The following is a 24470-nucleotide window of genomic DNA, read 5'->3' as shown; positions in this document are numbered from 1 at the left end:
AGCCTGTCACCCTAGCGTCGCCATGTTTCATCTGCGTGACGGTACACCCCCCGTCACCTTCGGACCTGCACCGGCCCGGGTTCGCGGACCGGCCGGGCTTATCGGTCCGCGGGCGGTGTGGGCGCCGGCGACCCCTCCAACGGGGCGAGGCCGCTGCTGCGCGGTGCCAGGTTCGCGTCGCCGCGCAGCGACCGCATCATCAGGAGCGACATGGTGCTGTAGAGCGGGCGGCTGATCATGCGCGAGAGCAGGCTGGCCAGCAGCGCGCAGGCCATCAGGCTGAGCACCATGCTGTGGCCGTCGGTCATCTCCATCACGATGATCATGGCCGTGATCGGTGTCTGCGTCACGGCCGCCAGAAAGCCGCACATGCCCAGCGCGATCAGCGCCGGGCCGTGCGGCGAGTCGAGCAGCCAGGCCACGTCGGCGCCCAGGCCGGCGCCCAGCGACAGGCTGGGGCCGAAGATGCCGCCGGGCACGCCGGCCCAGGCCGAGAGCCAGGAGGCGATGAACTTCAGGCCGGTGAACACCAGCGGCTGGTGCTCGCCGCCGCTGTCTGCCGCGTCCAGCAGGGCGTGGGTGTGGTGGTGGCCTACGCCCACCGCGTTGCCGTCGCTCACGATGGCGATCACCGCCACGACGAAGCCGCAGAGGGCCGCGAACGTGACCGGGCGTTTGCGGCGGTAGGCGCAGAAGCGGTCGGGCAGGCCGGTGAACGAGGCCAGCATCAGGCGCGAGAGCAGACCGCCCAGCAGGCCACAGCCCAGCGCCACCAGCAGACCGGGGCCGAGCAGGTTCCACCACGAGACACCGTCGGCGCGGATGCGGCCGAAATACGAGAGGTTGCCGAACGCCGACACCGCCACCAGGCCGGCCACCACGATGGCCGCCAGCATCAGGCCGCTGCTGCGGTCCTGCAGCCGGCGCGAGAGTTCTTCGATGGCGAACACAATGCCGCCCAGCGGCGTGTTGAAGGCCGCGGCGATGCCGGCGGCGCCACCGGCCACCAGCAGCTCGCGCGTGCTGATGTCGGTCTTGGGCGAGAGCCAGCGCCGCGCGTGCAGCATCACGCCCGCGGCGATCTGCACCGACGGCCCCTGCCGGCCGATCGACAGGCCGGCCAGCAGGCCACCCGCAACCGCCGCGATCTTGGCCAGCGAGAGCCGCAGCGACACGAAGCGCGAGCGGCTGGCGATCGGGGTTTCCGGCGCCAGCGCGGTCAGCACCTGCGGCACGCCCGAACCCGCCGCGCCCGGTGCCCAGCGCCGGATGCTCCAGACCACCAGCGCGGTGAGCGCCGGTGTCCAGAACAGTGGCGCCCACCAGACGGCACCGCGCAGGCTCTGGTACAGGCCGAAGGCGGCGTCGGCCAGCAGCGTGAACCCCACCACCGCCAGACCGGTCAGCACCGCGTAGGCGATCACGACGCCCCGGTCCAGCCATTGCCGGCCGTCGCCCATCTCGTCGCGCAGGTTCTGCAGGAAGTCCGGTTCGCCTTTCATCGGGGGCAGTGTAGGGCCCGGGGCGGGGTGGCCGATACCGGCGGGCGGCGTATTGGGCGCGGCCGGCACTTGCGGCACAATGGTTGACCGTTTTGCGGCCCGGGTTCCCGGTGCCGCCCGCTAATTCCCCCAAGGGCACACACATGGCATCCGTCAACAAAGTCATCCTCGTCGGCAACTGCGGCCGCGACCCCGAAATCCGTTACCTGCCCTCGGGCCAGGCCGTGGCCAACGTGAGCGTGGCCACCTCCAGCCGCCGCAAGGACAAGAACAGTGGCGAGATGATCGAAGACACCCAGTGGCACCGCGTCACCTTCTACGACCGCCTGGCCGAGATCGCCGGTGAATACGTGAAGAAGGGCCGTCCGATCTATGTCGAGGGCCGCCTGAAATACGGCACCTACGTCGACAAGGCCACCGGCGTGGAAAAGAACACCGTGGACATCATCGCCACCGAAATGCAGCTGCTCGGCGGCCGCGAAGGCATGGGCGGGGGCGACGAAGGCGGTGGTGGTGGCAGCGGCGGTTATTCGCGCCCGGCCGCCGCGCCGCGCCAGGCACCGCCCGCGGCCCGCCCGGCCCCGGCGCCCGCTGCCGCCCGCCCGGCCAGCGGTTTCGACGACATGGACGACGACATTCCGTTCTGATTTTCCCGATCCCTGATGCCACGTCGATCCCCAAGGACGTGGCCTTGCACCCGCCCGACCCCCGGTCCGGCGGGTTTTTTTTGCCGTGGCGGTGCGCGGCACAGCCGGCACAATCGGGCCCCATGGACACCACCTCCACCGGCGCCGCCACCCCCCACCGCCTGCCCGCCAGCGACCCGCAGCGCGAGCTGCTGCACAACGAGGTGCACGCGCGCCCGCCCGCGCGCATCCGCCTGCCCACGCTGGTCACCTACGTGGCGGTCTTCAACGAGGACGTGACGCGCGAACAGGAGTGTGAACAGCTGCGCCGGCTGCCCGGGCAGGACGCGCTCACCGTGGACGACCTGCAGGGCAACTTCCTGCGGCTGCGCCTGCCGGGCTACACGCTCAAGTGGGAGCGCCACACCGAGTTCACCCGCTACTCCATCGTGCAGGCGCTGCCCGAGGGCTGCGGCCTGGGCACCCGCGAGCCCGACCTGCTCTCGCACATCGCCACGCCCCCAGGCTGGCTGCAGACCATTCCCGGGCGCACCTTCGCCGCCATCCAGCTCGCCATGGTGGTCGGCGAGCTCCACCCGCTGAGCGACGGGCTGGCGCAGGCCCGCACCTGGCTGGGCGAGCACACCGTGGTGGCGTCGCTCATGGGCAACAACGGCCACTCGGTGGCCGTGACCGACTTCTGGCTGCGGCCCGGCGGCTTCGAGCGCATGCTGGTGATCGCGCCCGAGGACACCTCCGAAACGCGCGCCGGGCGCATCGTCTCGCGGCTGTTCGAGCTCGAAACCTACCGCCTCATGGCCCTGCGCGCCCTGCCCGTGGTCAAGCAGCTCGCCCCGCTGCTCGCGGCCTCCGAGCGGCAGCTGGCCGACATCACGGCCCAGCTGCAGAACAAGAGCGCGTCCGACCAGGCGCTGCTCGACACCCTGGTCTCGCTGGCCGGCGGCGTGGAGCGCGCCACGGCCGAAAACATCTACCGCTTCTCGGCCACCCGCGCCTACGACACCCTGGTGGCCCAGCGCATCGCCGAACTGCGCGAACGGCCCATCCAGGGCACGCAGACCCTGGGCGAGTTCATGCAGCGCCGGCTCTCGCCGGCCATGGCCACCGTGGCCGCCACGGCGCAGCGCCTGGCCTCGCTCTCCGAACGCGTCACCCGCACCAGCGCGCTGCTGCGCACCCGGGTGGACATCGCCACCGAAGAGCAGAACCAGCAACTGCTGGCCAAGCTCACCAAAGGGCAGGAACTGCAGCTGCGGCTGCAGAGCACGGTGGAAGGCCTGTCCATCGCGGCGATCTCGTACTACGTGATCAGCCTGCTGCTCTACCTGGGCAAGGCCGGCAAGGCCGCGGGCCTGCCGATCAACCCCGAGATGGCCGCCGGGGCCTTGATCCCGCTGGTGCTGTGGGCGGTGTGGCGCACCACCAAGCGCATCCACGAGAAGCTGCACGCGGGGCACTGAGGCCACTGCGGCCTGAACCATCGACGGCGCGCCGGCTCCAACGCTGGCGCGGCGCTGGCCGCTGGCCGGTGCCGCACGCCTTCAACCCACAGGAGCGCGCCATGAGCACCCACACCTTTCCTTCGCTGGCCCCCGATGCGGCCGGACACGACGCCGAGCGCCGCACCTGGCTGCGGCTCGCCACCTCGCTCGGTGGCGTGGCCACGGTGGGCGTGGCCGTGCCATTCGTGGCCAATTTCGCGCCCAGCGAGCGCGCCAAGGCGCAGGGCGCGCCGGTCGAGGTCGACATCAGCGACGTCGCCCCCGGCGGCCTGAAGACGGTGGAATGGCGGGGCAAGCCGGTGTGGATCCTGCGGCGCACGCCCGACATGCTGGCCGCGCTCGAACAGACGGCCGATCTGGCCGACCCGGCGTCGGAACGCGAGCAGCAGCCCCCCTACGCCGCCAACAACGTGCGCTCCGTGAAGCCCGAGGTGCTGGTGGTGGTGGGCATCTGCACCCACCTGGGTTGCTCCCCGACCAACCAGCCCGCCAGTTCGGACAACCCGAGCCTGCCGGCCGGCTGGAAGGGCGGTTTCTTCTGCCCCTGCCACGGCTCGACCTTCGATTACGCCGGTCGGGTGTTCCGCAACAAGCCGGCCCCCAGCAACCTGGAAGTGCCGCCCTACCGGTTCCTGGCCGACAACCGTTTGTTGATCGGTGAGGATGGCCAGGCCTGAGCTGTCGTGGCCGGTGGTGAGCGGCTCAGAAAGCGTGCCGATCAAGCTCCCTTTCGATCCAGTTGAGGGTGGTGCTGGACCAAGTCCAGAAACCATCCCGTGTCCGACGTGCGGTGCAACAGGAGTATCTGCACCAGCGCTTGCAGCCGATCCTGGCGCAGACCGAAAACGCCGTGTGGGGACTCATCAATGCCCTTGGCCGGTGCCGTACCGGGTGAAGTCGGTGGGAGAATGGATCAAGAGCGGGTGCACCGATATCCTCGGGTGCGCTCAGCCGTCCTCACACCAACCGTCAGCATGAACCCAGAATCACGAAAAAATGAATACCTTCCCTTAAAAATCCTGTTGATTTCATGCCTTGTGGTTTCGTTGTCCTTCGCATGGCAGGGAAATAAAGGATTCAGCCTTTGGGACGAAGGGTTTCTTTGGTACGGCGTCCAGCGGGTGTTGCTGGGCGAAGTGCCGATCCGTGATTTCATGGCCTACGATCCTGGGCGCTATTACTGGTCTGCGGCTTTTCTGCGTGTGGCGGGCGACAACGGCATCATGGGCGTGCGGGCGGCCGTGGCCGTGTTTCAGGTGCTGGGGCTGTTCACGGGCATGTTGCTGATTGCGCGGTCGGGGAAAAGTGAGCGCACAGACCGGTTCCTTTTCTGGATGGTGTCGGCCGCGATCCTTGTGCTCTGGATGTTTCCGCGACACAAGCTGTTTGATATCTCGTTGTCGATGCTGCTGATGGGCGTTCTGACCGTTCTCGTCAAACATCCCACCGCACAAAACCATCTGATCGCCGGCGTTTGCCTGGGGTTGGTCGCCGTTTTCGGGCGCAATCACGGCGTGTACGGTGCCGTCGCGAGCCTGGGTGTCATCGCCTGGCTGTCCTTGAACAAACCCTTGGGGCTCCAGTTCTTGAAGGGCATCGTGCTGTGGGGAGCGGGGATCCTGATCGGTTTTCTCCCGATTGTTTTCATGGGACTTCTGATCCCGGATTTCGCCAGGGCTTTCTGGGAAAGCATACGTCTCTTGTTTGAGCAAAAAGCCACGAATTTGCCGTTGCCCGTGCCTTGGCCGTGGACAGTCGCTTTTTCCACGGTCTCTGTCGACGAAGCGGTTCGTGGCGTGCTGACCGGACTGTTCTTCATGGGCGTGCTGGCCTTTGGTGGAATGTCTGTGCTGTGGGTGGTGTACCGCCAATGGAAAGGGAAAGGCCAACCCGTGGCGCCGGCGTTGGTCGCGTCCGCATTCCTGGCACTTCCCTACGCGCACTACGCGTTTTCACGCGCCGATCTCGGGCATCTCGCACAAGGCATCTTCCCGCTGCTGGTCGGATGCCTGGTGATGTTGTCCACCGCGCGGGCATGGGTCCAATGGCCGCTGGCCCTCGCCCTGTGTGCCGCCAGCTGGGGCGTGGTGCATGCGTCTCACCCAGGCTGGCAATGCATCGAACCCACGGCGTGCGTCGAGGTTGACATTTCCGGGGACACACTCCAGATCGATCCCGGCACGGCGAGCGATGTGGCGTTGCTGCGTCAACTTGCCGAGCAATTTTCCCCCGACGGACGGACGTTTCTGGCGGTCCCTTTCTGGCCAGGTGCGTACGCGTTGCTGGAGCGCCCGTCACCGATGTGGGAGATCTATGCGCTTTTCCCCCGCTCCGGTGATTTCGAGAAAAAGGAAATCGACCGCATTCGAAAATCAAATCCGAGATTTGCATTTGTAGTGGATATTCCACTTGATGGGCGTCAGGATTTGCGATTCCAAAAGACACATCCGTTGATTTATGAATATATCTTGAGTAATTTTGAATCGATGCCGCACTCTGGTAGTCCGGCTTATCAAATATACAAAGCGAGAAGTGCGGGAAAATGAAAAAGGTCGCCATCCTTCAGTCCAACTACATTCCGTGGAAGGGCTACTTTGACCTGATTGCCTCCGTCGACGAGTTCATCCTCTACGACGATATGCAGTACACGCGACGCGACTGGCGCAACCGAAACCAGATCAAGACCCCGCAAGGCGTTCAGTGGCTGACGGTTCCCGTGCTGGTGAAGGGAAAATACCATCAGAAAATCCGCGACACCGAGATAGACGGTGTCGACTGGGCGGCGGCGCATTGGAAGGCGCTGGAGCAGAACTATCGTCGTGCGCCCCATTTCTCGGACATTGCTGAATGGCTGAAGCCCCTCTATCTCGAGGAAACCTTCACCCATCTGTCTCGAATGAACCACCGTTTCATCGAAGCCGTCTGCCGCTATCTGGGCGTCCAGACGGCGATCACCCATTCATGGGATTACACGATGGTCGATGGAAAAACCGAACGGCTCGCGGATCTCTGTGTGCAGGCCGGTGCGACTGAGTACATTTCGGGCCCTGCGGCCAAAGACTATGTGGACGAAACGATCTTTTCGAATCTGGGGATTCGGCTCACCTGGTTCGACTACGCCGGATACCCCGAGTACCCGCAACTGTGGGGCGATTTTTCACACGGCGTCACCGTCTTGGACCTGTTGTTCAATTGTGGCAAGGACGCTCCTCGTTACATGAGGTATGTCGCATGAAGCTTTCGGTTGTCGCCACGCTCTACCAATCCGCTCCGTACATCGATGAGTTCTATCGGAGAGTCAGTGCGGCGGCGCGGCATCTGGTGGGAGAAGACCATGAAATCGTTTTCGTCAACGACGGCTCACCCGATACGAGTTTGGAGCGGGTAATTCGGCTGGCCGAAAGCGACGCCCATGTCGTCGTGGTCGACCTGTCACGCAATTTCGGCCACCACAAGGCCATGATGACGGGTTTGGCCCATGCGAAAGGTGCTCGCGTCTTTCTGATCGACAGCGATCTCGAAGAAGAGCCCGAGTGGCTGCTGAACTTCGACGCGCAGATGAACCGGGAGGGCTGTGACGTGGTGTACGGCGTCCAGGAGTCCCGAAAGGGCGATTGGTTCGAGCGCTGGAGCGGCCGCTGGTTCTATCGCTTTTTCAAGGCACTGACGGGTTTGGCATTGCCAGAAAATATCGTCACCGCCCGGTTGATGACCCGCCGGTATGTGGATGCGCTTTTGCGTCACGAAGAGCGTGAGGTGTTCATGGCGGGACTGTGGCATACCACCGGGTTTGACCAGCGTCCTCACCCCATCAAAAAGCACAAAACCAGCGAAACCACTTACACCTTCCGCCGCAAAATGGCCTTGCTGGTCAATTCGGTGACGTCATTCAGCAATGCCCCATTGGTTGGTATATTTTACATCGGGGTTTCGATTTCGTTGTTTGCTTTGATGTACATCGCCTACCTTGTCGTGCATTGGCTCGTCCTTGCAAGGCCATTGAGTGGATGGACCTCGGTGATGGCATCCATCTGGCTCCTTGGGGGTATGGTGATATCCTTTATCGGGGTGGTGGGCATTTATCTGTCGAAAATATTCTCGGAAACCAAACAGCGGCCGTACACCATCGTTAGGAAGATTTATGCCAAGCAACCAGACTGAGCTGCTCAATGACGTGGCCAGTTACTATTCCGACAAACTGGCGGAATATGGCGACACCCCCCGAGGCGTGGACTGGAACGGTGAAGAAAGCCAGTTCGTCCGGTTTGAGCAGCTGTGCAAGATCATTGCCTCTGATGCACCCGGCTTTTCTCTGAACGATCTGGGCTGTGGTTATGGTGCGCTGTTTGACTTTCTCTCGAAACGGTACCCCTCGTGTTCATACCTTGGGGTGGATGTCTCGGCGCAGATGACACAGGCCGCAGAGGCCCGTCACCCATCACCCGGCCGTGCCCGATTCATCACGGCTGCAGCACCCGATGCGATCGGTGATTATGGTGTGGCCAGCGGCATTTTCAATGTTCGTCTGAAGCGGACGGACGCGGAGTGGTTTGACTATCTTCAATCCACCCTGGATGTTCTGGACCGAACCAGCCGCATGGGGTTCGCCTTCAATTGTCTGACCTCCTATTCCGATGAGGACAAGAAGCGCGATTATCTGTATTACGCCGACCCGTGTCGGATTTTTGATTTGTGCAAGCGCCGCTATTCTCGTCAGGTGGCCCTGCTTCACGACTACGGGTTGTATGAGTTTTCGATCCTGGTGAGGAAGATGCAATGAAAAAACCGCTGGTGATATTCGGTGCGGGCGATATTGCCCAGCTGGCTCATTATTATTTTCATTCCGATACGGAGCATGAGGTCGCTGCATTCACCGTGGACGCGAGCCATATTCAGGCGAATGAGTTCTGTGGCTTACCTGTGGTGGCCTTTGAAGAGGTGGCCCACCGGTATCCCCCTGATCGATACGATTTTTTCGTGGCCCTGAGTTATTCGAAACTCAATGCCATACGGAAAGACAAATTTCTGGCGGCGAAAGAAAAGGGCTACCAGCTTGTCAGCTACATCAGCTCTCGCGCAACGGTGCTCAACAACGGGCTCATCGGAGACAACTGTTTCATTCTGGAAGACAACACGATCCAGCCGTTTGTGAGGATCGGCCACAACGTCTCCCTGTGGAGCGGCAACCATATTGGTCACCACTCGGTCATCCGTGACCATACCTTCATGGCGTCCCATGTCGTGGTGTCCGGCGGGGTGGACATCGGCGAGCAATGTTTTGTGGGGGTGAACGCGACGCTAAGGGATCACATCAAGGTCGGGGACCGGTGTGTGGTGGGTGCTGGCGCTCTGTTGTTGGCGGACGCAGCGGCCGAAGGCGTCTATATCGGGGCCGCCACGGAGCGCTCAAAGGTGCCAAGCAGCCGGCTGAGGGGCATATGAGCACCGCCTGGACCAAACTGGGTCGGCTGTACGTCCCCGCAGCAAGCGGCCGGCACCCCAAGCTGGCCACCCACGCCGCGAACCCCTTGCCCGTACACCTGCAGGGAGATGTCTACCGGGTGTTTTACAGCGGTCGCGACGATACCAACCGCTCGTCCGTGGGAGCGGTTGATATCGACATCGTTCGGCGCGAAGTGGTCACGGATCACCACCACCCCTTCTTCGAGCACGGGCCGGCCGGGAGCTTTTTCGCTGATGGCGTCAGCATTGGCAATTGTTACGAAGCGGGCGGTGTCCGGTACATGCTGTTCATGGGATGGCAGGCACCCGCGGGCGGTCATTGGCGCGGGGACATCGGTCGTCTGGTTGTGGACCCCGACCTTACCCTCCGGCTGGATGGCGTCGGGCCCTTCATGGGCGGCGACGCTACCGATCCGATCAGTTTGTCGTATCCCTGGGTGCTTCGCAGTGGGGTGAGAGGCTTCGATATGTGGTACGGGTCCACGCGCACGTGGGACGCGGGCAACGGGGAGATGCTGCACACCCTTCGGCACGCCCGTTCCGACGACGGTCATCAGTGGACGCGGACTGGTGGGGAGGTGCCTCACGCGCTCGGGCACGCGCAGGCTTTTTCACGGCCGACCGTGGTGAGGAACGGGCGCGGCGATCTGGAGATGTGGTTTTCCTATCGCAGCGGTTCCGGCGAAAGCTACCGCATCGGGTATGCCAGAAGTGATGACGGTATTCACTGGACGCTCGATCTCAATAGCGCTGGCATTTCCATTTCGGACAACGGCTGGGATGCCGAAATGATTGAATACCCCTACGTCTTTGACCACAAGGGTCAACGGTACATGCTCTACAACGGCAATGGTTATGGGCGAACGGGCTTTGGTTTGGCGGTTCTGAATGCCTGACGCACACCAACAGGCGGGGCGAGGCGCTGTCGTTCAGCAGCTGTTCCGTTACGCAGTGATTGGCCTGTTCACCAATCTGATCGGCTATCTGCTGTACCTACTTTTGACGTATCTCTGGGACGCCCCAAAATTGACCATGACCGCACTGTATTCCATCGGGGCATTGGCCGGTTTCTTTGCCAACCGTCGATTGACTTTTCGCCACCGCGGCCAGATCGGGGCGGCGGGGCTGCGCTACCTGGTGGCGCAACTGTCGGGCTATCTCCTGAATCTGTTGTTGCTGGTGCTGTTTGTCGACTGGTTGGGCTTTCCCCACCAGATCGTCCAGGCGGTGGCCATTGTGGTTGTGGCGTTGGTCCTGTTTGCCTTGTCTCGCTATTTCGTGTTTGCGCCCCCGGCAGCGGACCAGGGAGTCGTTCGGTCATGAAAGCCTGCCTTCGGTGCCATCGTGTTTTTTCGTCGGACGGCTGGACGTGTCCCGTGTGTGGGTACGGGCCCGCCAGGCTGAATGGTGTCGAAGCCCACGCCGCAGAGATGGCCCATGGGGGCGGTGGATTCAAGCCCGAGTACTTTGCTGAACTGGCCCGGTCGGAGTCCGCGAACTTCTGGTTCAAGGCGCGCAACGCATTGATTCTGTGGGCGCTGCGTCGCTACAGCCCTGATGCCCAACATTTTCTCGAGGTCGGCTGCGGCACGGGTTTTGTGCTGTCCGGGATTGCCGGGGCGCATCCCGGGATGGCCCTGAGTGGCAGTGAGATTTTTCTGGCCGGGTTGTCCCACGCGGCCCAGCGGGTGCCCTCTGCGCGGTTCATGCAGATGGACGCACGCCATGTTCCGTTCGTGGAGGAGTTTGATGCGGTGGGGGCCTTTGATGTGCTTGAACACATTGCGGAGGATGAGGCGGTTCTGGCTCAACTCCACAAGGCATTGAAGCCGGGCGGGATCTTGCTGCTCTCCGTGCCCCAGCACCCCTGGTTGTGGAGCGCGTCCGACGAGTACGCCTGCCACGTGCGCCGATACACCCGTTCCGACATTGAAGCCAAGGTTCGGGCGGCGGGCTTTTCGCTGCTCAGAAGCACCTCCTTTGTCACCTCGCTGCTGCCCGCCATGGTGTTGTCGCGAGCGCTTCAGAAGCGCCGACCCACGGCGTTTGATCCCGCCGCTGAGCTGAATGTCCATGTGATCCTCAACCAGATTTTCTACGCCGCCATGAAGATCGAGTTGGCGGGTATCCGGTGGGGACTGAATTATCCGGTGGGGGGATCCCGGCTGATCGTTGCCGCCAAGCGATAGCTCGGCCCCTCACATGCGCTTGATAAATTCCTACAAAAAGGCCTTGATTGGCTACGTGGCGGTCATTGCAATTCTGTTTTCGGGGTTCTGGTCTTTTGTTGTGGCGCCCCACCGGCAAGGCCTGGAGATGGGTGTGGAGGCCGCTCCGGCGTCAGACCTTCTGTCTCTCGAAAACAGAAAATTCAGTGATTATTCGAACGCCTATATTCCTGAAATCACCGAGCATTTGACGGCAGCCCGATCGGGATGGTTGGCTTTGTGGACGAAAAACACCGAGCTGGGACGGCCCCTCTACCAGATCTGGGGCTTTGGGGCGGCCTACCCTCCATCCTGGATCATCGCCAAACTGGTCGATCAACCGTGGCGGTTCTTGACCACGTTGTCGCTGAGTTTCTGTTTCATGGCCGGGTTGTTTGTCCTGCTGTTTGCCAGGGAGCGGGGTCTGGCACCTGTCGCCGGGCTGGTGGCCGGCACCAGCCTGGCCACCTCTCCGCTGTTCATGTACTGGCTGACGTTTCCCATGTTCCCGGCGGTGTGGTGTTGGTCGGCCGGAGCCCTGTGGTCGGTCACCCGCTTGGCCAGACGCCCGGACCTCGTGGGCTGGGGCGTGCTGGCCTTCAGCGGCTACAGCCTGTTGATGACGGCTTACCCTCAGCCCGTGGTCTTTCAGGCCTATCTGCTGGGTGGGTACGGCGTTTACCTGGTGCATCGGCTGGCCCGCAATGGCCGGGGTGCGGTGCTGACCTTCATGGCGTTGGCCGTCTCCGCCTTGTTGGTTGGGGCCGCGTTGTCTTTGCCTGTGTACCGGGACCTGGCCTTTCGGGCCTCGGAATCGGCGCGCGTCGCGCCCGATCCCGCCTTTTTCACGGTCGTTTTGCCCACGCTCAACGGCCTGGCCGACCTGACGCGCCTGGTGGTGTTGGGCACCGTGCCTGAGCTGTTCGGTCGCCCGGTGGCGCCGTCGTATCCTTTTGCCTACGACGGACTCAGCGTGACGCCGGTGGTGGTGTTCTTTGCTGTCGTGGCGCTTCTGACCAGGCTCAGGGCCACCTGGGGCTGGTGGCTGGCCGTGGTGATTCTGTGCCTGCTGGCGTTTGTTCACCCGCTCTACGCGTTCGGTGTCCAGCACCTGGGGTTCCATCTGTCGCGCAGCACCCCGCTGGGCAGCGTCCTGCTGCCATTGACCGTGATCACCGCGTTCGGGGTGGACGCGCTGGCCAAACAACGCCCTCATGGCCCGCGCTCGCGCGCCGTCCTGGTGGCGGGTGCCGTGACACTGGCCGTGATCGCATCCGGTGTGGCCTATGGCGCTGCGCAGCAGCTCTCCATCCGTTGGGGCGTGGTGGCCGGCATGCTGGCGGTCGCCGCCTTGCTGGTCTCGCAATACGTGAGATTTCGTCCCGTCTTGGTGATGTTGGCCATGGCATCCGTCATCGCCATGACCTCGTATCCATTGATGCTGAAGCAAGACCCGGCACAGATCGTCACGTCCTCCCTGCTGGTTGACAAGGTTCGAGACCATCTGCCGCCCGGTTCGCGTTATGCGGTTGTGGAGCCGGGGGTGTCGGTGCTGCCGCCCAACCTGAACGCCGCGTTGGGTCTGGCGTCGGTGCACAGCTACAACAGCCTGTCACCCACCCGGTACCACCGCTTCATCCAGGCACTGGGTGGACAGGTTCAAACCTATGGCCGCTGGAACGGTGCCATCGCACCCGACTACGGTGACGCCCTGTTCTGGATGAGCAATATCGGCCTGATCCTGTCGCCTGGCTCTCTGGCGCACGACAATCTCGCGCCGGTGGGCGAGATCTCCGGCGTGCGCCTTTACAAGGTGGTGTCTCGCATGGGTGAGGCCTTGCAGGTGTTTCCTCCGGGGCTGGATGAGGGGGCGAACGCGTGGCGCATCCCCGATCCGCGGAGCCTGCCGCGCCATGCGCCCGACAAGCTGCTGGATCAGGGGGACGTCCTGGAGTTCGAGGTCAAGCCCTCGATCCCCTCCGTGCTGTTGTTGAGCCAAAAATTCCATCGCGACTGGCGCGCGCGCGCGCGTACACCCTCAAAGGGTGGCGCCCGGCTCAAATGACGGAAATCAACGGCGTATTCCAAGGGGTGATGTTGCCCCCGGAGACGCTTCGGGTGCGGCTGGAATTCAAGCCTTTTGCTCGCCACGCGTGGATTGCGCACGCATTTTGGTTTCTATTGCTCCTGCTGGTGGGCGTCAGGTCCTGGCAGGCACATCGACACAAAGCCTTGGAAAGCGCATGAAAAAGATGAACACCACCGTCCCGTTCAACTGGCCTCATATGACAGGCAAGGAGCTCTATTACATCGCCGAGGCCCATTTCAATGGCAGTCTGGCCGGTGATGGGCCATTCACCAAGCGCTGTCACGGCTGGCTGGAGCAGCGGACCGGATGCCATAAGGGGCTGCTCACCCATTCATGTACAGCGGCGTTGGAAATGGCGGCCTTGTTGCTGGATATCCAGCCTGGCGATGAAGTCATCATGCCGTCGTACACCTTTGTCTCCACGGCCAACGCCTTTGTGTTGCGCGGAGGTGTTCCGGTGTTTGTCGATATTCGGGAAGACACGTTGAATCTGGACGAGACGCTGGTGGAGTCGGCCATCACGCCGCGCACGCGGGCGATTGTTCCGGTGCATTACGCGGGGGTTGCCTGCGAGATGGACACCATCCTGGACGTGGCCAAGCGCCATGATGTGAGGCTCGTCGAGGATGCCGCCCAGGGGGTCATGTCCACCTACAAGGGCCGCGCATTGGGCAGCATCGGCGATCTGGGGGCCTTCAGCTTTCATGAAACGAAAAACGTGATCTCCGGCGAGGGGGGGGCCTTGCTGGTCAATAATCCTGCTTTGGCATTGCGTGCAGAAGTCATACGCGAGAAGGGGACCGATCGCAGCCGCTTTTTCCGGGGAGAGGTGGACAAATACACTTGGCAGGAAGTGGGTTCATCGTTCCTTCCCGGAGAGTTGATTGCGGCCTTTCTGTGGGCGCAGCTCGAAGAGGCGGATCGCATCACCCATCAGCGTTTGGCCAGCTGGCAGCGCTACCACGATCTCCTGGCGCCGCTCGAAGCCAGGGGCATTCTGCGGCGTCCCATCGTGCCCGACGAATGTCGCCACAACGCCCACATGTATTACGTGCTGTTGGCGCCGGAAATGGATCGTCAGACCGTGCTGCAGGAGTTCAAGCAAAACGGCATCTCCTCGGTGTTTCATTATGTTCCGCTGCATGCTTCGCCGGCTGGCCGGCGATACGGTCGGGCGCACGGCAGCCTGGATGTGACCGTGCGGCAGTCCGAGCGGCTGGTCCGACTGCCGCTTTGGGTGGGTTTGTCCGACGCGCAACAAGACCGGGTGGTGGCGGTCCTGCAGGGAGTGGCCGATGGATCGGCCCGGAAGCGTTCAGGCTGAGTGCGGGTCCGGCGCTCGACAAGCCCCCACACCCGATCACGATCGATGAGATGTTGGGGGTCAGCCACACCCGTTGTGCCGCTTCCAGGTCGCTTCGAGGCCGATGGCTTTGGCGAAGGCGGACACCTGGCAGCGTTCGGCGTCGGCCGTGCTTGCCTGGCCAGGCGTAGGCTTGAGCCCCATGTCCTCCAGCGTCGCCATGTCGTCAAAGCCACCCAGCGGGCCGGTCTCGTCCACCCAGCCCTTGGCCAGCGTGAGGGCGCCCACGAACAGCACCAGCACGACCGCCTGGGGCAGGGCGATGCCCCAGCCTGGGCGCCGGGCCGGCACCTCGCACACGCCGCCGGGGCAGAGCTGCGCTTTCTCGCGGTTGAAGACGTTGTAGAGCTTGCAGCCCAGGCAGATGCCGAAGGCGGTCTCGAAGAACATCAGCGTCAGGCAGCTGGCGCAGACCAGCATGTTCACCGGGCCCATGAAGCGGTTGAGCACCATCAGGTACAGCATGGCGATGCCCAGCAGCAGGCCCAGGCCCCAGGCGAAGCGCTTTTGCGGCGCGCCCACCCATTCGGGCGTCTGGTGGCGCACGATCCAGCCGCCCACGATCATGCTGGGCGCCCAGCGCGGGGTGAGCATGCGCAGCGTCATGTCGATCAGGAACACGATCACGAACAGGCGCGTGGGCTGGTAGTTGGCCGTGAGCAGGGCGTTCATGAAGGACACCACGGCGGGGAAGAACAGCAGGCCAGCGGCGGCGCGCACCGTGCGCTCGTTGACCACGCGCACCGGGTAGCCGTCCACGGTTTCGCCAAACTGGAACAGGTTATTCATAGTTGCCTCCGAATATTCGGATGGTTATGGTATCGAGGTCCGAGTCCCGTGTCGTGGGGAAATTCCCTCGGTGCCCGATCCGCCATGCATGCCGGAGGGGTTCCATCCCGAACGGTTCCTGTGCTTTTGACAGCGGATCCCAGCCAATGCTTTGAGCTTGCTGGAAAGCGGGCGCTCACTGACGCCCTGGCACTCGATCAGCCCGACGCGGCTGCTGCGCCGCAAAGGCCGACCGCGGCTCAGGCGGGCGCGTTGGCTGCCTCGGTCGTGATCACACCGCCGCCCAGGCAGACTTCGCCGTCGTACAGCACGGCGCTCTGGCCGGGCGTCACCGCCCATTGCGGCTCGGTGAAATGCAGCGTGATGCCGGTGGCGTCGGTTTGCAGCGTGCAGGGTGCGTCGGCCTGGCGGTAGCGCGTCTTGGCCGCGATGTCTGCGACCTGCGGCGCCTCGCCCGCGACCCAGCTCAGGTCTTCGGCGCGCAGGCTGGGCGAGAGCAACCAGGGGTGGTCGTGGCCCTGCACCACCCAGAGGATGTTCTTTTTCATGTCCTTGCGCGCGACGAACCAGGGCTCGTGCTCGTTGCCGCCCTTCTGCGCGCCTTTTTCACGGATCCCTCCGATCCCCAGGCCCTGGCGCTGGCCCAGCGTGTAGAACGACAGGCCCACGTGTTTCCCGATGGTGCGGCCGTTCGGGTCCTTGATCGGCCCCGGTTCCTTGGCGATGTAGCGGTTCAGGAAATCGCGGAACGGCCGCTCGCCGATGAAGCAGATGCCGGTGCTGTCCTTTTTCTTCGCGTTGGGCAGGCCGATTTCTGCGGCGATGCGGCGCACCTCGGTCTTGGGCAGCTCGCCCACCGGAAACAGCGTCTTGCTCAGTTGCGCCTGGTTCAGGCGGTGCAGAAAGTAGCTTTGGTCCTTCAGCGGGTCCAGTCCCTTGAGCAGCTCGTGTTTTCCGGTCGCCGCGTTCAGCCGCACGCGGGCGTAATGCCCTGTCGCGATCTTCTCGGCGCCCAGGCGCATGGCGTGGTCCAGGAAGGCCTTGAACTTGATCTCGGCGTTGCACAGGATGTCGGGGTTGGGCGTGCGGCCGGCCGAGTACTCGCGCAGGAACTCTGCGAACACGCGGTCCTTGTACTCGGCGGCGAAATTGACGTGTTCGATCTCGATGCCCAGCACGTCGGCCACCGAGGCGGCGTCCACGAAGTCGATGTTGGACGAACAGTATTCGCTGTTGTCGTCGTCCTCCCAGTTCTTCATGAAGATGCCGATGACCTCGTAGCCCTGCTGCTTGAGCAGGTGCGCGCTCACCGCGGAGTCCACGCCCCCGCTCAAACCCACCACCACACGCTGTTTGTTTGCCATCCGGGGATTATCCCAGCCGTGTACCAGGCCCTGGGCGCGGTCGACATGGCCCAGCGCCGGCCTTCATCGGCCGGTCGGTGGTTTGCCGGTGAAAACCGCCCGTTGGGCGTCGAAAGCGCGCTGGTAGGCAGGGCGCGCTTCCCCGCGGGCCACGTAGGCGCAAAGGTTCGGGTAGTCGTCCAGCATTCCCGATGGTTTCAACCTGAGCAGCACCGCCACCATCATCAGGTCGCCCGCGCTGAATCCACCATCGAGCCAGTCGGCACGCCCCAGGCGAGCGGAAAGTTCGCCCAGCCGAATGCGGACGCGGCCCTCGACGAGCGGCAGGCGCTGTTCGGACCAGGGCTTGTCGCCCTCCAGGAGTCTGGCGTTCTGGAGTTCAAGGATCGGCGGCTCAACCGTGTTGAGCGCGGCAAACATCCATGTGATCGCGCGCGCCCGGGCATTCGCATCGTCAGGCAGCAGGCCTGCGTGGCGTTGCGCAACATGGAACACGATCGCCCCCGATTCGAAGAGGACAAGATCGCCTTCTTCGTAGGTCGGGATCTGCCCGAACGGATGAAGCGCGCGATGCGCGGTCTCCTTCATGGCGCCGAAGGAAACCAGACGAACCTCGTAGGCTTGGCCCGCTTCTTCAAGCGCCCAGCGAACGCGCATGTCGCGCGCGAGTCCCTTGCCACGATCGGGCGACCGTTCAAAGGCGGTGATGGTGGGGGTCATTGGAAAGGTCATGGCAGTTTCTCCTTGGCTGGGTATCTGGTGGAGCGCCGGCAACGCCATCTGGCCGCCCACTGACCCGACGTTCGAGACGGGCCGGAATCGACAACGGGGGCGGTTTCCGTCGTGGGTGCCGTGAAAGCCCAGGCCGGGGCATGACCCGATTCCAATCGTGGGTACGGCTTCATCGGATCGGCGCCGTGGCGTAAGGTCGCCCCTGAGCGCTGCCCCAGGGCAGTTTTCCATGGCGTCGAAGCGCCCCCGCAACGCATGACACGGTCCAGCCCAGGGCGCCGCCGGGCCACCCCGTGAGGGAGTGCGCGCAGCGCGGCGGGGGTGTTTCATCTCAGGAGAACCCGGATGACCAGCAAGAACGCGATTTGTCTCTGGTACGACGGCACCGCGCTGGATGCCGCGAGCTTCTATGCCGAAACCTTTCCGGACAGCGCGGTGGGCGCGGTCTATCGTGCGCCGGGCGACTATCCCTCGGGCAAGCAGGGCGATGTCCTGACGGTGGAGTTCACGGTGATGGGTATCCCTTGCCTCGGCCTGAACGGGGGCCCGGCGTTCAAGCACAGCGAAGCGTTCTCGTTCCAGGTCGCGACCGACGATCAGGCCGAAACGGACCGCTTGTGGAACGCGATTGTCGGCAACGGTGGTCAGGAAAGCGCGTGCGGCTGGTGCAAGGACAAATGGGGGCTGTCGTGGCAGATCACCCCCCGCGCCTTGACGGCCGCGATCGCCGATCCCGATCCGGCGGCGGCCAAGCGCTCGTTCGAAGCCATGATGGAGATGAGAAAGATCGACATCGCCGCGATCGAAGCGGCCCGACGCGGCTGACGCGTGCCGATGCCGACCGCCATGCCGAGGCGTGCCTCCATCAACAAATTTGACGCCAACCTGCAAACGGCTAGAACCCACGCGCCGGGCCTGCGTCCTAAAGTCTGAGCCATCGCCACCGCCCGGTGGCTCTGCGAAAGACCAGGATGCCCCGACTGCCCACGCTCTTCATCTCCCACGGCTCACCCACCTTCGCCATCGAACCCGGCCTGGCCGGCCCGGCGCTCACCGTTTTGAGCAAGACGTTGCCGCGCCCGAAGGCCGTGCTGGTGGTCTCGCCGCACTGGATGACGCGCGAGCCGCGCGTGTCCACCAGCGCCGCGCCGCAGACCGTGCACGATTTCGGTGGTTTCCCGCCGGCGCTCTACCAGTTGCAATACCCCGCGCCGGGTGCGCCAGCGGTGGCGCAGCGGGCCGTCGAGGTGCTGCGCGCCGCGGGCTGGGCGGTCGAGGCGGCCCCGCAGCAGGGGCTGGACCACGGCGCCTGGGTGCCGCTGCTGTACCTGTTCCCGCAGGCCGATGTGCCGGTGTTTCAGGTGTCGCTGCCGGCGCGGCTGGACGGCGCGCGCGCCTACGCCTTTGGGCAGGCGCTGGCGCCGCTGGCCGAGGAGGGCGTGTTGATCATCGGCTCGGGCAGCCTGACCCACAACCTCCACGAAGTGCGCTTCGACGCACCCGACGCCCGCGCGGAAACCTACGCGGCTGAGTTCGTCGCCTGGATCCAGCAGACCCTGGGTCAGCACGACCACGCGCGCCTGCAGCAGACTATGGCGGTGGCGCCCCACGCGCAGCGCGCCCACCCCACGGCCGAACACCTGTGGCCGCTGATGGTGGCCGCCGGTGCGGCGGGCGCCGAAGCGCCGGCCACGCGCATCGACGGCGGCATCACCCACGGCGTGTTGTCCATGGACGCGTACCTGTTCGGTGCGGTGCCCGACGCGGCTGCCGCTGCGCTGGCGGCCTGAAGCGGGCCGCCATGTCACAGCCCGCCACGTCAACCACCCTGCGGCTGGACGTCGGCGCACGGGAAACCGGTGTCTTGCTGCAGCGCCCGGGCGCGGACGACGAACGTTTCACCTTGCCCATCGGGCTGACCACCTTGTGGCCCATGAGCGGGCCGGGCGGCGGCCCGTCGCCGTGGGCGATCGAGCAGGCCATTCAAGTGGTGGAAGACCAGATCGAAGGGCTGCACCGCCGCGTGCCGGCCGGTGCCCGGCTGTCGCTGGCCCGTGGCGCAGTGGCGCCCTTGCGACGGGATGGAGCCATTCGGGGGGTGGATCATGAGGCCATTTCGCTGGACACGGTCGAGCGGTGGTACCAGGCGCTGGCGGCGCGCGCCGTTGGGGCTGTGTCGGCGCGCGGCACGGGCTTCGACGACCCCGCGGGCGACGCCCTGGTGCTGATCCTGCGCGAGTTCATGCACCACCTGGGCTTTGACGCCGTGCACCTCGCCGGCTGAGCGGCGGCGCGGCGTGCGCCTGTCACACCACTTTCACAGCCTTGACTTATTCTGGCCTTTACCGGATTCTGCGTGCTGCAAATCCGGCGGGCGCCCGCGGCAAAGCTCGCGGGCGTCTTTCTGTTCCGATCTGTCACACACCCACTCTGAAAGCGAGTTCCTCCATGAAGAACAAGTTGTCCACCCTCGTTCTGGCCACACTGGTGTTGGCCGCCGGCGGCGCCCAGGCGCAAGAGAAAACCCTGCGCCTGCTGACCTGGGGCGGTTATGTGCCCAAGGACGTGATGGAGCAGTTCACCAAGGAAACCGGTTTCAAGGTCGAGGTGACCACCTCCAACAACGAAGAGATGATCTCCAAGCTGCGCGCCACCGCGGGCGCCGGCTTCGACCTCGCCCAGCCCAGCCAGGACCGCATCGCCGGCCCGCAGACCGAGTTCAAGATCTACAAGCCGCTGGATCTTTCGAAGATCAAGGCCGATCTGTTCATCCCGTCCATGCTCGATGCGACCAAGAAAAACACCACGGTCGGCGGCAAGGTCTACGGCCTGCCGCACATCTGGGGCACCGACGGTCTGGTGGTCAACACCAAGACCTCCAAGGCCGCCGATTACGCCGACCTGTGCGCGGCCGAAAACGCCGGCAAGGTCAGCATGCGCCTGAAGCGCCCGACGCTGATCGCCATGGCCTTCGCCTCCGGCAAGGACCCGTTTGCCCTCTACGGCGACGCCAAGGCCTACAGCGCGCTGATGGACGACATGGGCAAGAAGCTCACCGAGTGCAAGAAGAACGTGAAGTTCTACTGGGACGGCAAGGACCAGTTGCTCGCCGGCATCCGCTCGGGTGAACTCACCACGGCCATGATGTGGGACACCGGCGGCTGGGAGCTCAACAAGGCCAACCCCGACGTGAAATTCATCGCGCCGAAGTCGGGCGCGCTGGGCTGGGTGGACACCTTCGCCATCCCCGCCAAAGGCAAGAACGACGCCGCCGCCTACGCCTGGATCAACTTCAACATGCGCCCCGAGATCGCCGCCAAGGTGGCGTCCTCGGCCGGCAACTTCACCGCCAGCAAGGGCGCCGACCAGATGATGGACCCGGTGCTCAAGAAACAGTTCGCCGACAGCTTCCCCGAAGCCGCGCTGAAGAACATCAAGTGGTACCCGGCCGTGCCGGCCGGCATCGAGGACATCGAAGGCCGCGTGCTCGACCGCGTCAAGGCCGCTCAGTAAGCCGTGGCGGTGCCGACACCGGCCGCGGGCGGCTCCGCCACGCACGATCTCGACATCCAGGCCGTGCGCAAACGCTATGGCGCGTTTGCGGCGGTGGATGACCTGAGCTTTTCCGTGCGGCGGGGCTCGTTCTTCTCCATCCTCGGCCCCTCGGGCTGCGGCAAGACCACGCTGCTGCGCATGGTGGCGGGCTTCATCGCCCCCGATGCCGGCGACATCGTGATCAAGGGCGCGTCCATGCGCGGCGTGGCGCCCAACCGGCGCCCGGTCAACATGGTGTTCCAGCACCTCGCGCTGTTCCCCATGATGAGCGTGGGCGAGAACATCGCCTATGGCCTGGAGCGCCGCGGCATCAAGGGCGCCGCCGCCAAGGCCAAGGTGACCGACATGCTCCAGCGCGTGGGCCTGCCCGGCAGCGAAGGCAAGCGCATCGACCAGCTTTCGGGCGGGCAGAAGCAGCGCGTGGCCATCGCGCGCTCGCTGGTGCTGGAGCCCGCGCTGCTGCTGCTCGACGAACCGCTGGGCGCGCTCGACCTCAAGCTGCGCGAGCACATGAAGGTGGAGCTCAAACAACTGCAGGCCGAGGTCGGAACCACCTTCGTCTACATCACGCACGACCAGTCGGAAGCGCTGGTCATGTCCGACCAGGTCGCCGTGATGAACCACGGCCGCTTCGAGCAGCTGGGCACGCCGCAGCAGCTGTATTACCAGCCGCAGACCGCGTTCGTGGCGGGCTTCGTGGGCAACAACAACCGCTTCGAGGGGACCATCGAATCGCGCAACGGCGAGCAGGTGCTGCTGCGCACGGCCAGTGGCATGGGCCTGTGGTCGCAGCGTGTGGGCACGCTGGATGTGGGCCAGTCGGCCACCGTGTTCATCCGGCCCGAAGCCATCGAGATCGGGCGCAGCCCGCGCGAGCTGCCCGAGGGCGCTCCCGCCTGGAGCGCCGGCGTGCAGAGCGTGTTGTTCGATGGCGGCAACTCCACCGTGCAGGTGCTCGAAGACCGGAGCCAGACGCCGCTGCACATCGCGCTGCCCCTCACCGGCCGCCTGGCCGATCTGCAGCACGGTGAAACGGTGCATTTCGCCTACCAGCCCGCACAGGCCTGGTGCTTTGCGGCCTGATCCATGAGCACCGCCACGCACCGCCGTTTCCTTCTTGGGGTGCTGCTCGCGCCGGCGCTGTTGTGGTTGCTGGGGCTGGTGATCCTGCCGCACGTGGAGCTGCTCTTCCTGTCGCTGCAGGCGCGCGTGGGGCCGGGCGAGTACGCGGCCAGCCTGGACCAGTTCCGCACCTTCGTGGACGAGCCGCTGTACTGGAACACCTTCGTGCGCACGGCGGTGATGTCGGTGCTGGCCACGGTGATCACGCTGCTGCTGGCGTTCCCCGCCGCCTGGTACATCGCCAAGGTGGCCCAGGGCCGGGCCCGGCTGGTGCTCTTGGTGCTGTGCCTGCTGCCGTTCTGGGTGAGCGAGATGGTGCGCACCCTGGGCTGGCTGATCCTGCTGCGCGAAACCGGCGTGGTCTCGGGCCTGCTGCAGGCCGTGGGCCTGGCCGATCAACCGGTGGAACTGCTGTACCACGACGCCACCATCCTGGTGGGTCTGGTCTACGCCTCGCTGCTGTTCATGGTGATCCCGCTCGTGAACAGCCTGGAGAGCCTGGACGACAGTCTGATCGAAGCCGCCTACGACCTCGGCGGCTCGACGGCCAATATCGTGCGCCGCATCGTGATCCCGCACGCCGCGCCGGGCATCGCCGCCGGCTGCATCGTCGTCTTCATGCTCTGCCTGGGCAACTACCTCACGCCCACGCTGCTGGGCGGCAAGAACTCGCTCTGGTTCACCGAGCAGATCTACACCCAGTTCATCACCCGCTTCAACTGGAACCAGGGCGCGGCGTTTGGCTTCCTGCTGCTGTTCCTCTCCAGTCTGCTGGTGTGGGCCGGACTCAAACTGACCGGCCAGCGCTTCGGCGCCGTGATGAAGGCGAGCTGACATGATCCCCAGCCTGCCCCGCCCCGCCTTGCAGCGCTTCGGCCTCGGCACCTTCGTTGCCGGCTTCTTCGTGTTCCTGTTCGTGCCGCTGCTGGTGGTTGCGCTGTTCGCATTCAACAACGCCGACTACCCCACGCCGCCGTGGATGGGGTTCACGCTGGACTGGTTCACCGCCAACAGCGACGCGCGCACCGGTCTGCTGCACGACGCCGAACTGCTGCAGAGCATGGGCGTGAGCGCCTGGGTGGCGCTGTGGGTCACGCTGCTCTCGGTGGGCGTGGGCACCTGCAACGCGTTCCTGCTGGAGCGTTTTGAATTCCCGGGCAAGAGTGCCATCGCGTTGCTCAGCATGTTGCCGCTGGTGATCCCGGGCGTGATCCTGGGCATCTCCATCCTCGCCTTCGCCAGCCGCATTGCCAACTTCGCCGACGAGACCTGGGGCCTGGAGCTGGACTTTCTGCGGCCCGGTCTGCCGCTGGTGATCCTGGGGCAGTTCTGCTACATCGTGACCATCGCCACGCTCACCATCTCGGCCAGCCTGCGCCGCTTCGACCGCACGCTCGAAGAGGCCGCCTACAACCTGGGCGCGAGCCGCCTCGCGGTGCTCTGGACCATCACCTTGCCCTACCTGCGCCCCAGCATGATCGGCGCCGCGGCCATGGCCTTTCTGATGTCGTTCGAGAACTTCAACACCACGCTGATGCTGGTGGGCTCGGACTCGCCGCTCACGGTGCTGATGTACGGCCGCATGCGCGAGGGCGCCACGCCGGTGCTCAACGCCATCAGCCTTTTTCTGATGGTGGCCTCGGCCCTGCTGGCGTTGATGCTGCTGTGGCGCAGCGGTGCGCGGCGACCCAGCGAACACGCCTGAGTCGGTGGTGTGGGGCATGGCGCGAAGCGCCGAATCCACGCGTTTCGCCCACCTGTAACCGTGCTCACGGGTCGTCACACTTTCACACAGGGCTCTTAAGGCTCGCTTCATGTGAACCCCTTTCAATACGCGCACCAGCACTTGCTGGGGTGCTATTGAAAAAGGATGTTCCATGAAATCATTTGTTGTCTCCGCCCTGTTGATCGCTGTCTCCGGCGTGGCTCTCGCCGGCCCGACCTGCAATGTGCCCAAAGAGAAGTGGATGCCCGAAGCCACGTTCAAGAAGGGGCTGGAAGAAAAGGGCTACCAGATCAAGACCTTCAAGGTCTCCAAGGGCGAGTGTTACGAGATCTACGGCTTCGACAAGGACGGCAAGAAGGTCGAAATCTATTTCGATCCCGCCACCGCGGCCATTCTCGAAACCAAGTGA

General features: G+C 64.3%; 25 protein-coding genes. 21 read left to right on the top strand and 4 right to left on the bottom strand.

The window, feature by feature from the left end; genetic code table 11:
• Positions 1-98: 98 nt before the first annotated feature.
• On the bottom strand, positions 99-1502 hold the full coding sequence (locus tag AC07YZ_RS11925) for a chloride channel protein (protein WP_494794879.1): 1404 nt from the start codon (positions 1500-1502) through the stop codon (positions 99-101).
• Between the two features lie 143 nt (positions 1503-1645).
• Here AC07YZ_RS11925 and ssb point away from each other — a divergent pair, with 143 nt between their 5' ends.
• From ssb to rffA, 13 genes are all read left to right on the top strand, one after another.
• Positions 1646-2149: a single-stranded DNA-binding protein gene (gene ssb, locus AC07YZ_RS11920; RefSeq protein ID WP_226491135.1), complete on the top strand. Its 504-nt coding sequence runs from the start codon at positions 1646-1648 to the stop codon at positions 2147-2149.
• Positions 2150-2271: 122 nt separating this feature from the next.
• Positions 2272-3609: a DUF3422 family protein gene (locus AC07YZ_RS11915; protein ID WP_494794878.1), complete on the top strand. Its 1338-nt coding sequence runs from the start codon at positions 2272-2274 to the stop codon at positions 3607-3609.
• A 101-nt stretch (positions 3610-3710) separates the two neighbouring features.
• Positions 3711-4328: a ubiquinol-cytochrome c reductase iron-sulfur subunit gene (gene petA, locus AC07YZ_RS11910; RefSeq protein WP_226491209.1), complete on the top strand. Its 618-nt coding sequence runs from the start codon at positions 3711-3713 to the stop codon at positions 4326-4328.
• Positions 4329-4625: 297 nt separating this feature from the next.
• Positions 4626-6197, top strand: coding sequence for a hypothetical protein (locus AC07YZ_RS11905; RefSeq protein WP_494794877.1), 1572 nt, complete (start codon positions 4626-4628; stop codon positions 6195-6197).
• Entirely contained in the window at positions 6194-6886 is a 693-nt protein-coding gene (locus tag AC07YZ_RS11900; RefSeq protein WP_494794876.1) for a WbqC family protein, read from the top strand. The genes AC07YZ_RS11905 and AC07YZ_RS11900 overlap by 4 nt, the downstream gene beginning before the upstream one ends.
• On the top strand, positions 6883-7812 hold the full coding sequence (locus AC07YZ_RS11895) for a glycosyltransferase family 2 protein (RefSeq protein WP_494794875.1): 930 nt from the start codon (positions 6883-6885) through the stop codon (positions 7810-7812). Before AC07YZ_RS11900 ends, AC07YZ_RS11895 begins: the two co-directional genes overlap by 4 nt.
• Positions 7793-8431 (top strand): class I SAM-dependent methyltransferase, encoded by a 639-nt coding sequence (locus tag AC07YZ_RS11890; RefSeq protein WP_494794874.1) that lies wholly within the window; start codon positions 7793-7795, stop codon positions 8429-8431. The genes AC07YZ_RS11895 and AC07YZ_RS11890 overlap by 20 nt, the downstream gene beginning before the upstream one ends.
• Positions 8428-9093, top strand: coding sequence for an acetyltransferase (locus tag AC07YZ_RS11885; RefSeq protein ID WP_494794873.1), 666 nt, complete (start codon positions 8428-8430; stop codon positions 9091-9093). The genes AC07YZ_RS11890 and AC07YZ_RS11885 overlap by 4 nt, the downstream gene beginning before the upstream one ends.
• Complete coding sequence (locus tag AC07YZ_RS11880; protein WP_494794872.1) at positions 9090-10010, top strand: glycoside hydrolase family protein; 921 nt, start codon at positions 9090-9092, stop codon at positions 10008-10010. The genes AC07YZ_RS11885 and AC07YZ_RS11880 overlap by 4 nt, the downstream gene beginning before the upstream one ends.
• On the top strand, positions 10003-10437 hold the full coding sequence (locus AC07YZ_RS11875; RefSeq protein ID WP_494794871.1) for a GtrA family protein: 435 nt from the start codon (positions 10003-10005) through the stop codon (positions 10435-10437). The genes AC07YZ_RS11880 and AC07YZ_RS11875 overlap by 8 nt, the downstream gene beginning before the upstream one ends.
• Entirely contained in the window at positions 10434-11303 is an 870-nt protein-coding gene (locus tag AC07YZ_RS11870; protein ID WP_494794870.1) for a class I SAM-dependent methyltransferase, read from the top strand. Before AC07YZ_RS11875 ends, AC07YZ_RS11870 begins: the two co-directional genes overlap by 4 nt.
• Before the next feature lie 43 nt (positions 11304-11346).
• Positions 11347-13386, top strand: coding sequence for a hypothetical protein (locus tag AC07YZ_RS11865; RefSeq protein WP_494794869.1), 2040 nt, complete (start codon positions 11347-11349; stop codon positions 13384-13386).
• A gap of 178 nt (positions 13387-13564) precedes the next feature.
• Complete coding sequence (gene rffA / locus AC07YZ_RS11860; protein ID WP_494794868.1) at positions 13565-14734, top strand: dTDP-4-amino-4,6-dideoxygalactose transaminase; 1170 nt, start codon at positions 13565-13567, stop codon at positions 14732-14734.
• A 60-nt stretch (positions 14735-14794) separates the two neighbouring features.
• Here rffA and AC07YZ_RS11855 read toward each other — a convergent pair whose 3' ends face one another.
• From AC07YZ_RS11855 to AC07YZ_RS11845, 3 genes are all read right to left on the bottom strand, one after another.
• On the bottom strand, positions 14795-15562 hold the full coding sequence (locus AC07YZ_RS11855) for a DUF4395 domain-containing protein (RefSeq protein WP_494794867.1): 768 nt from the start codon (positions 15560-15562) through the stop codon (positions 14795-14797).
• Positions 15563-15801: 239 nt separating this feature from the next.
• Positions 15802-16926 (bottom strand): tRNA 2-thiouridine(34) synthase MnmA, encoded by a 1125-nt coding sequence (gene mnmA, locus AC07YZ_RS11850; protein ID WP_494794866.1) that lies wholly within the window; start codon positions 16924-16926, stop codon positions 15802-15804.
• Positions 16927-16989: 63 nt separating this feature from the next.
• Positions 16990-17646, bottom strand: a complete 657-nt coding sequence (locus tag AC07YZ_RS11845) for a glutathione S-transferase family protein (protein ID WP_494794901.1) — start codon at positions 17644-17646, stop codon at positions 16990-16992.
• A 357-nt stretch (positions 17647-18003) separates the two neighbouring features.
• On the opposite strand from AC07YZ_RS11845, the gene AC07YZ_RS11840 reads away from it, so the two are divergent.
• From AC07YZ_RS11840 to AC07YZ_RS11805, 8 genes are all read left to right on the top strand, one after another.
• Positions 18004-18483: a VOC family protein gene (locus AC07YZ_RS11840; protein WP_494794865.1), complete on the top strand. Its 480-nt coding sequence runs from the start codon at positions 18004-18006 to the stop codon at positions 18481-18483.
• A gap of 146 nt (positions 18484-18629) precedes the next feature.
• Positions 18630-19448, top strand: coding sequence for a dioxygenase family protein (locus tag AC07YZ_RS11835; protein WP_494794864.1), 819 nt, complete (start codon positions 18630-18632; stop codon positions 19446-19448).
• An 11-nt stretch (positions 19449-19459) separates the two neighbouring features.
• Positions 19460-19942 (top strand): hypothetical protein, encoded by a 483-nt coding sequence (locus AC07YZ_RS11830; RefSeq protein ID WP_494794863.1) that lies wholly within the window; start codon positions 19460-19462, stop codon positions 19940-19942.
• A gap of 164 nt (positions 19943-20106) precedes the next feature.
• Entirely contained in the window at positions 20107-21171 is a 1065-nt protein-coding gene (locus AC07YZ_RS11825; RefSeq protein ID WP_226491216.1) for an extracellular solute-binding protein, read from the top strand.
• Positions 21172-21174: 3 nt separating this feature from the next.
• Positions 21175-22296 (top strand): ABC transporter ATP-binding protein, encoded by a 1122-nt coding sequence (locus AC07YZ_RS11820; protein WP_494794862.1) that lies wholly within the window; start codon positions 21175-21177, stop codon positions 22294-22296.
• Positions 22297-22299: 3 nt separating this feature from the next.
• Positions 22300-23169 (top strand): ABC transporter permease, encoded by an 870-nt coding sequence (locus AC07YZ_RS11815; protein ID WP_226491218.1) that lies wholly within the window; start codon positions 22300-22302, stop codon positions 23167-23169.
• A 1-nt stretch (position 23170) separates the two neighbouring features.
• Positions 23171-24040 (top strand): ABC transporter permease, encoded by an 870-nt coding sequence (locus AC07YZ_RS11810; protein ID WP_494794861.1) that lies wholly within the window; start codon positions 23171-23173, stop codon positions 24038-24040.
• 172 nt (positions 24041-24212) lie between these two features.
• Positions 24213-24470: a PepSY domain-containing protein gene (locus AC07YZ_RS11805; protein WP_226491220.1), complete on the top strand. Its 258-nt coding sequence runs from the start codon at positions 24213-24215 to the stop codon at positions 24468-24470.

Source organism: Hydrogenophaga sp. GW101-3F08 (assembly GCF_059424585.1).
The sequence above is the reverse complement of the archived record's forward strand: the minus strand, read 5'-3'. Positions and strand labels throughout refer to the sequence as shown.

Coding starts and splice junctions, on each gene's coding strand:
- mnmA (WP_494794866.1), bottom strand. CDS start 16,926: ATGGCAAACAAACAGCGTGTGGTGGTGGGTTTGAGCGGGGGCGTGGAC.
- AC07YZ_RS11810 (WP_494794861.1), top strand. CDS start 23,171: ATGATCCCCAGCCTGCCCCGCCCCGCCTTGCAGCGCTTCGGCCTCGGC.
- AC07YZ_RS11925 (WP_494794879.1), bottom strand. CDS start 1,502: ATGAAAGGCGAACCGGACTTCCTGCAGAACCTGCGCGACGAGATGGGC.
- ssb (WP_226491135.1), top strand. CDS start 1,646: ATGGCATCCGTCAACAAAGTCATCCTCGTCGGCAACTGCGGCCGCGAC.
- AC07YZ_RS11835 (WP_494794864.1), top strand. CDS start 18,630: ATGCCCCGACTGCCCACGCTCTTCATCTCCCACGGCTCACCCACCTTC.
- AC07YZ_RS11885 (WP_494794873.1), top strand. CDS start 8,428: ATGAAAAAACCGCTGGTGATATTCGGTGCGGGCGATATTGCCCAGCTG.
- petA (WP_226491209.1), top strand. CDS start 3,711: ATGAGCACCCACACCTTTCCTTCGCTGGCCCCCGATGCGGCCGGACAC.
- AC07YZ_RS11855 (WP_494794867.1), bottom strand. CDS start 15,562: ATGAATAACCTGTTCCAGTTTGGCGAAACCGTGGACGGCTACCCGGTG.
- AC07YZ_RS11915 (WP_494794878.1), top strand. CDS start 2,272: ATGGACACCACCTCCACCGGCGCCGCCACCCCCCACCGCCTGCCCGCC.
- AC07YZ_RS11830 (WP_494794863.1), top strand. CDS start 19,460: ATGTCACAGCCCGCCACGTCAACCACCCTGCGGCTGGACGTCGGCGCA.
- AC07YZ_RS11825 (WP_226491216.1), top strand. CDS start 20,107: ATGAAGAACAAGTTGTCCACCCTCGTTCTGGCCACACTGGTGTTGGCC.
- AC07YZ_RS11815 (WP_226491218.1), top strand. CDS start 22,300: ATGAGCACCGCCACGCACCGCCGTTTCCTTCTTGGGGTGCTGCTCGCG.
- AC07YZ_RS11805 (WP_226491220.1), top strand. CDS start 24,213: ATGAAATCATTTGTTGTCTCCGCCCTGTTGATCGCTGTCTCCGGCGTG.
- AC07YZ_RS11890 (WP_494794874.1), top strand. CDS start 7,793: ATGCCAAGCAACCAGACTGAGCTGCTCAATGACGTGGCCAGTTACTAT.
- AC07YZ_RS11900 (WP_494794876.1), top strand. CDS start 6,194: ATGAAAAAGGTCGCCATCCTTCAGTCCAACTACATTCCGTGGAAGGGC.
- AC07YZ_RS11870 (WP_494794870.1), top strand. CDS start 10,434: ATGAAAGCCTGCCTTCGGTGCCATCGTGTTTTTTCGTCGGACGGCTGG.
- AC07YZ_RS11840 (WP_494794865.1), top strand. CDS start 18,004: ATGACCAGCAAGAACGCGATTTGTCTCTGGTACGACGGCACCGCGCTG.
- AC07YZ_RS11905 (WP_494794877.1), top strand. CDS start 4,626: ATGAACCCAGAATCACGAAAAAATGAATACCTTCCCTTAAAAATCCTG.
- rffA (WP_494794868.1), top strand. CDS start 13,565: ATGAAAAAGATGAACACCACCGTCCCGTTCAACTGGCCTCATATGACA.
- AC07YZ_RS11880 (WP_494794872.1), top strand. CDS start 9,090: ATGAGCACCGCCTGGACCAAACTGGGTCGGCTGTACGTCCCCGCAGCA.
- AC07YZ_RS11875 (WP_494794871.1), top strand. CDS start 10,003: ATGCCTGACGCACACCAACAGGCGGGGCGAGGCGCTGTCGTTCAGCAG.
- AC07YZ_RS11845 (WP_494794901.1), bottom strand. CDS start 17,646: ATGACCCCCACCATCACCGCCTTTGAACGGTCGCCCGATCGTGGCAAG.
- AC07YZ_RS11895 (WP_494794875.1), top strand. CDS start 6,883: ATGAAGCTTTCGGTTGTCGCCACGCTCTACCAATCCGCTCCGTACATC.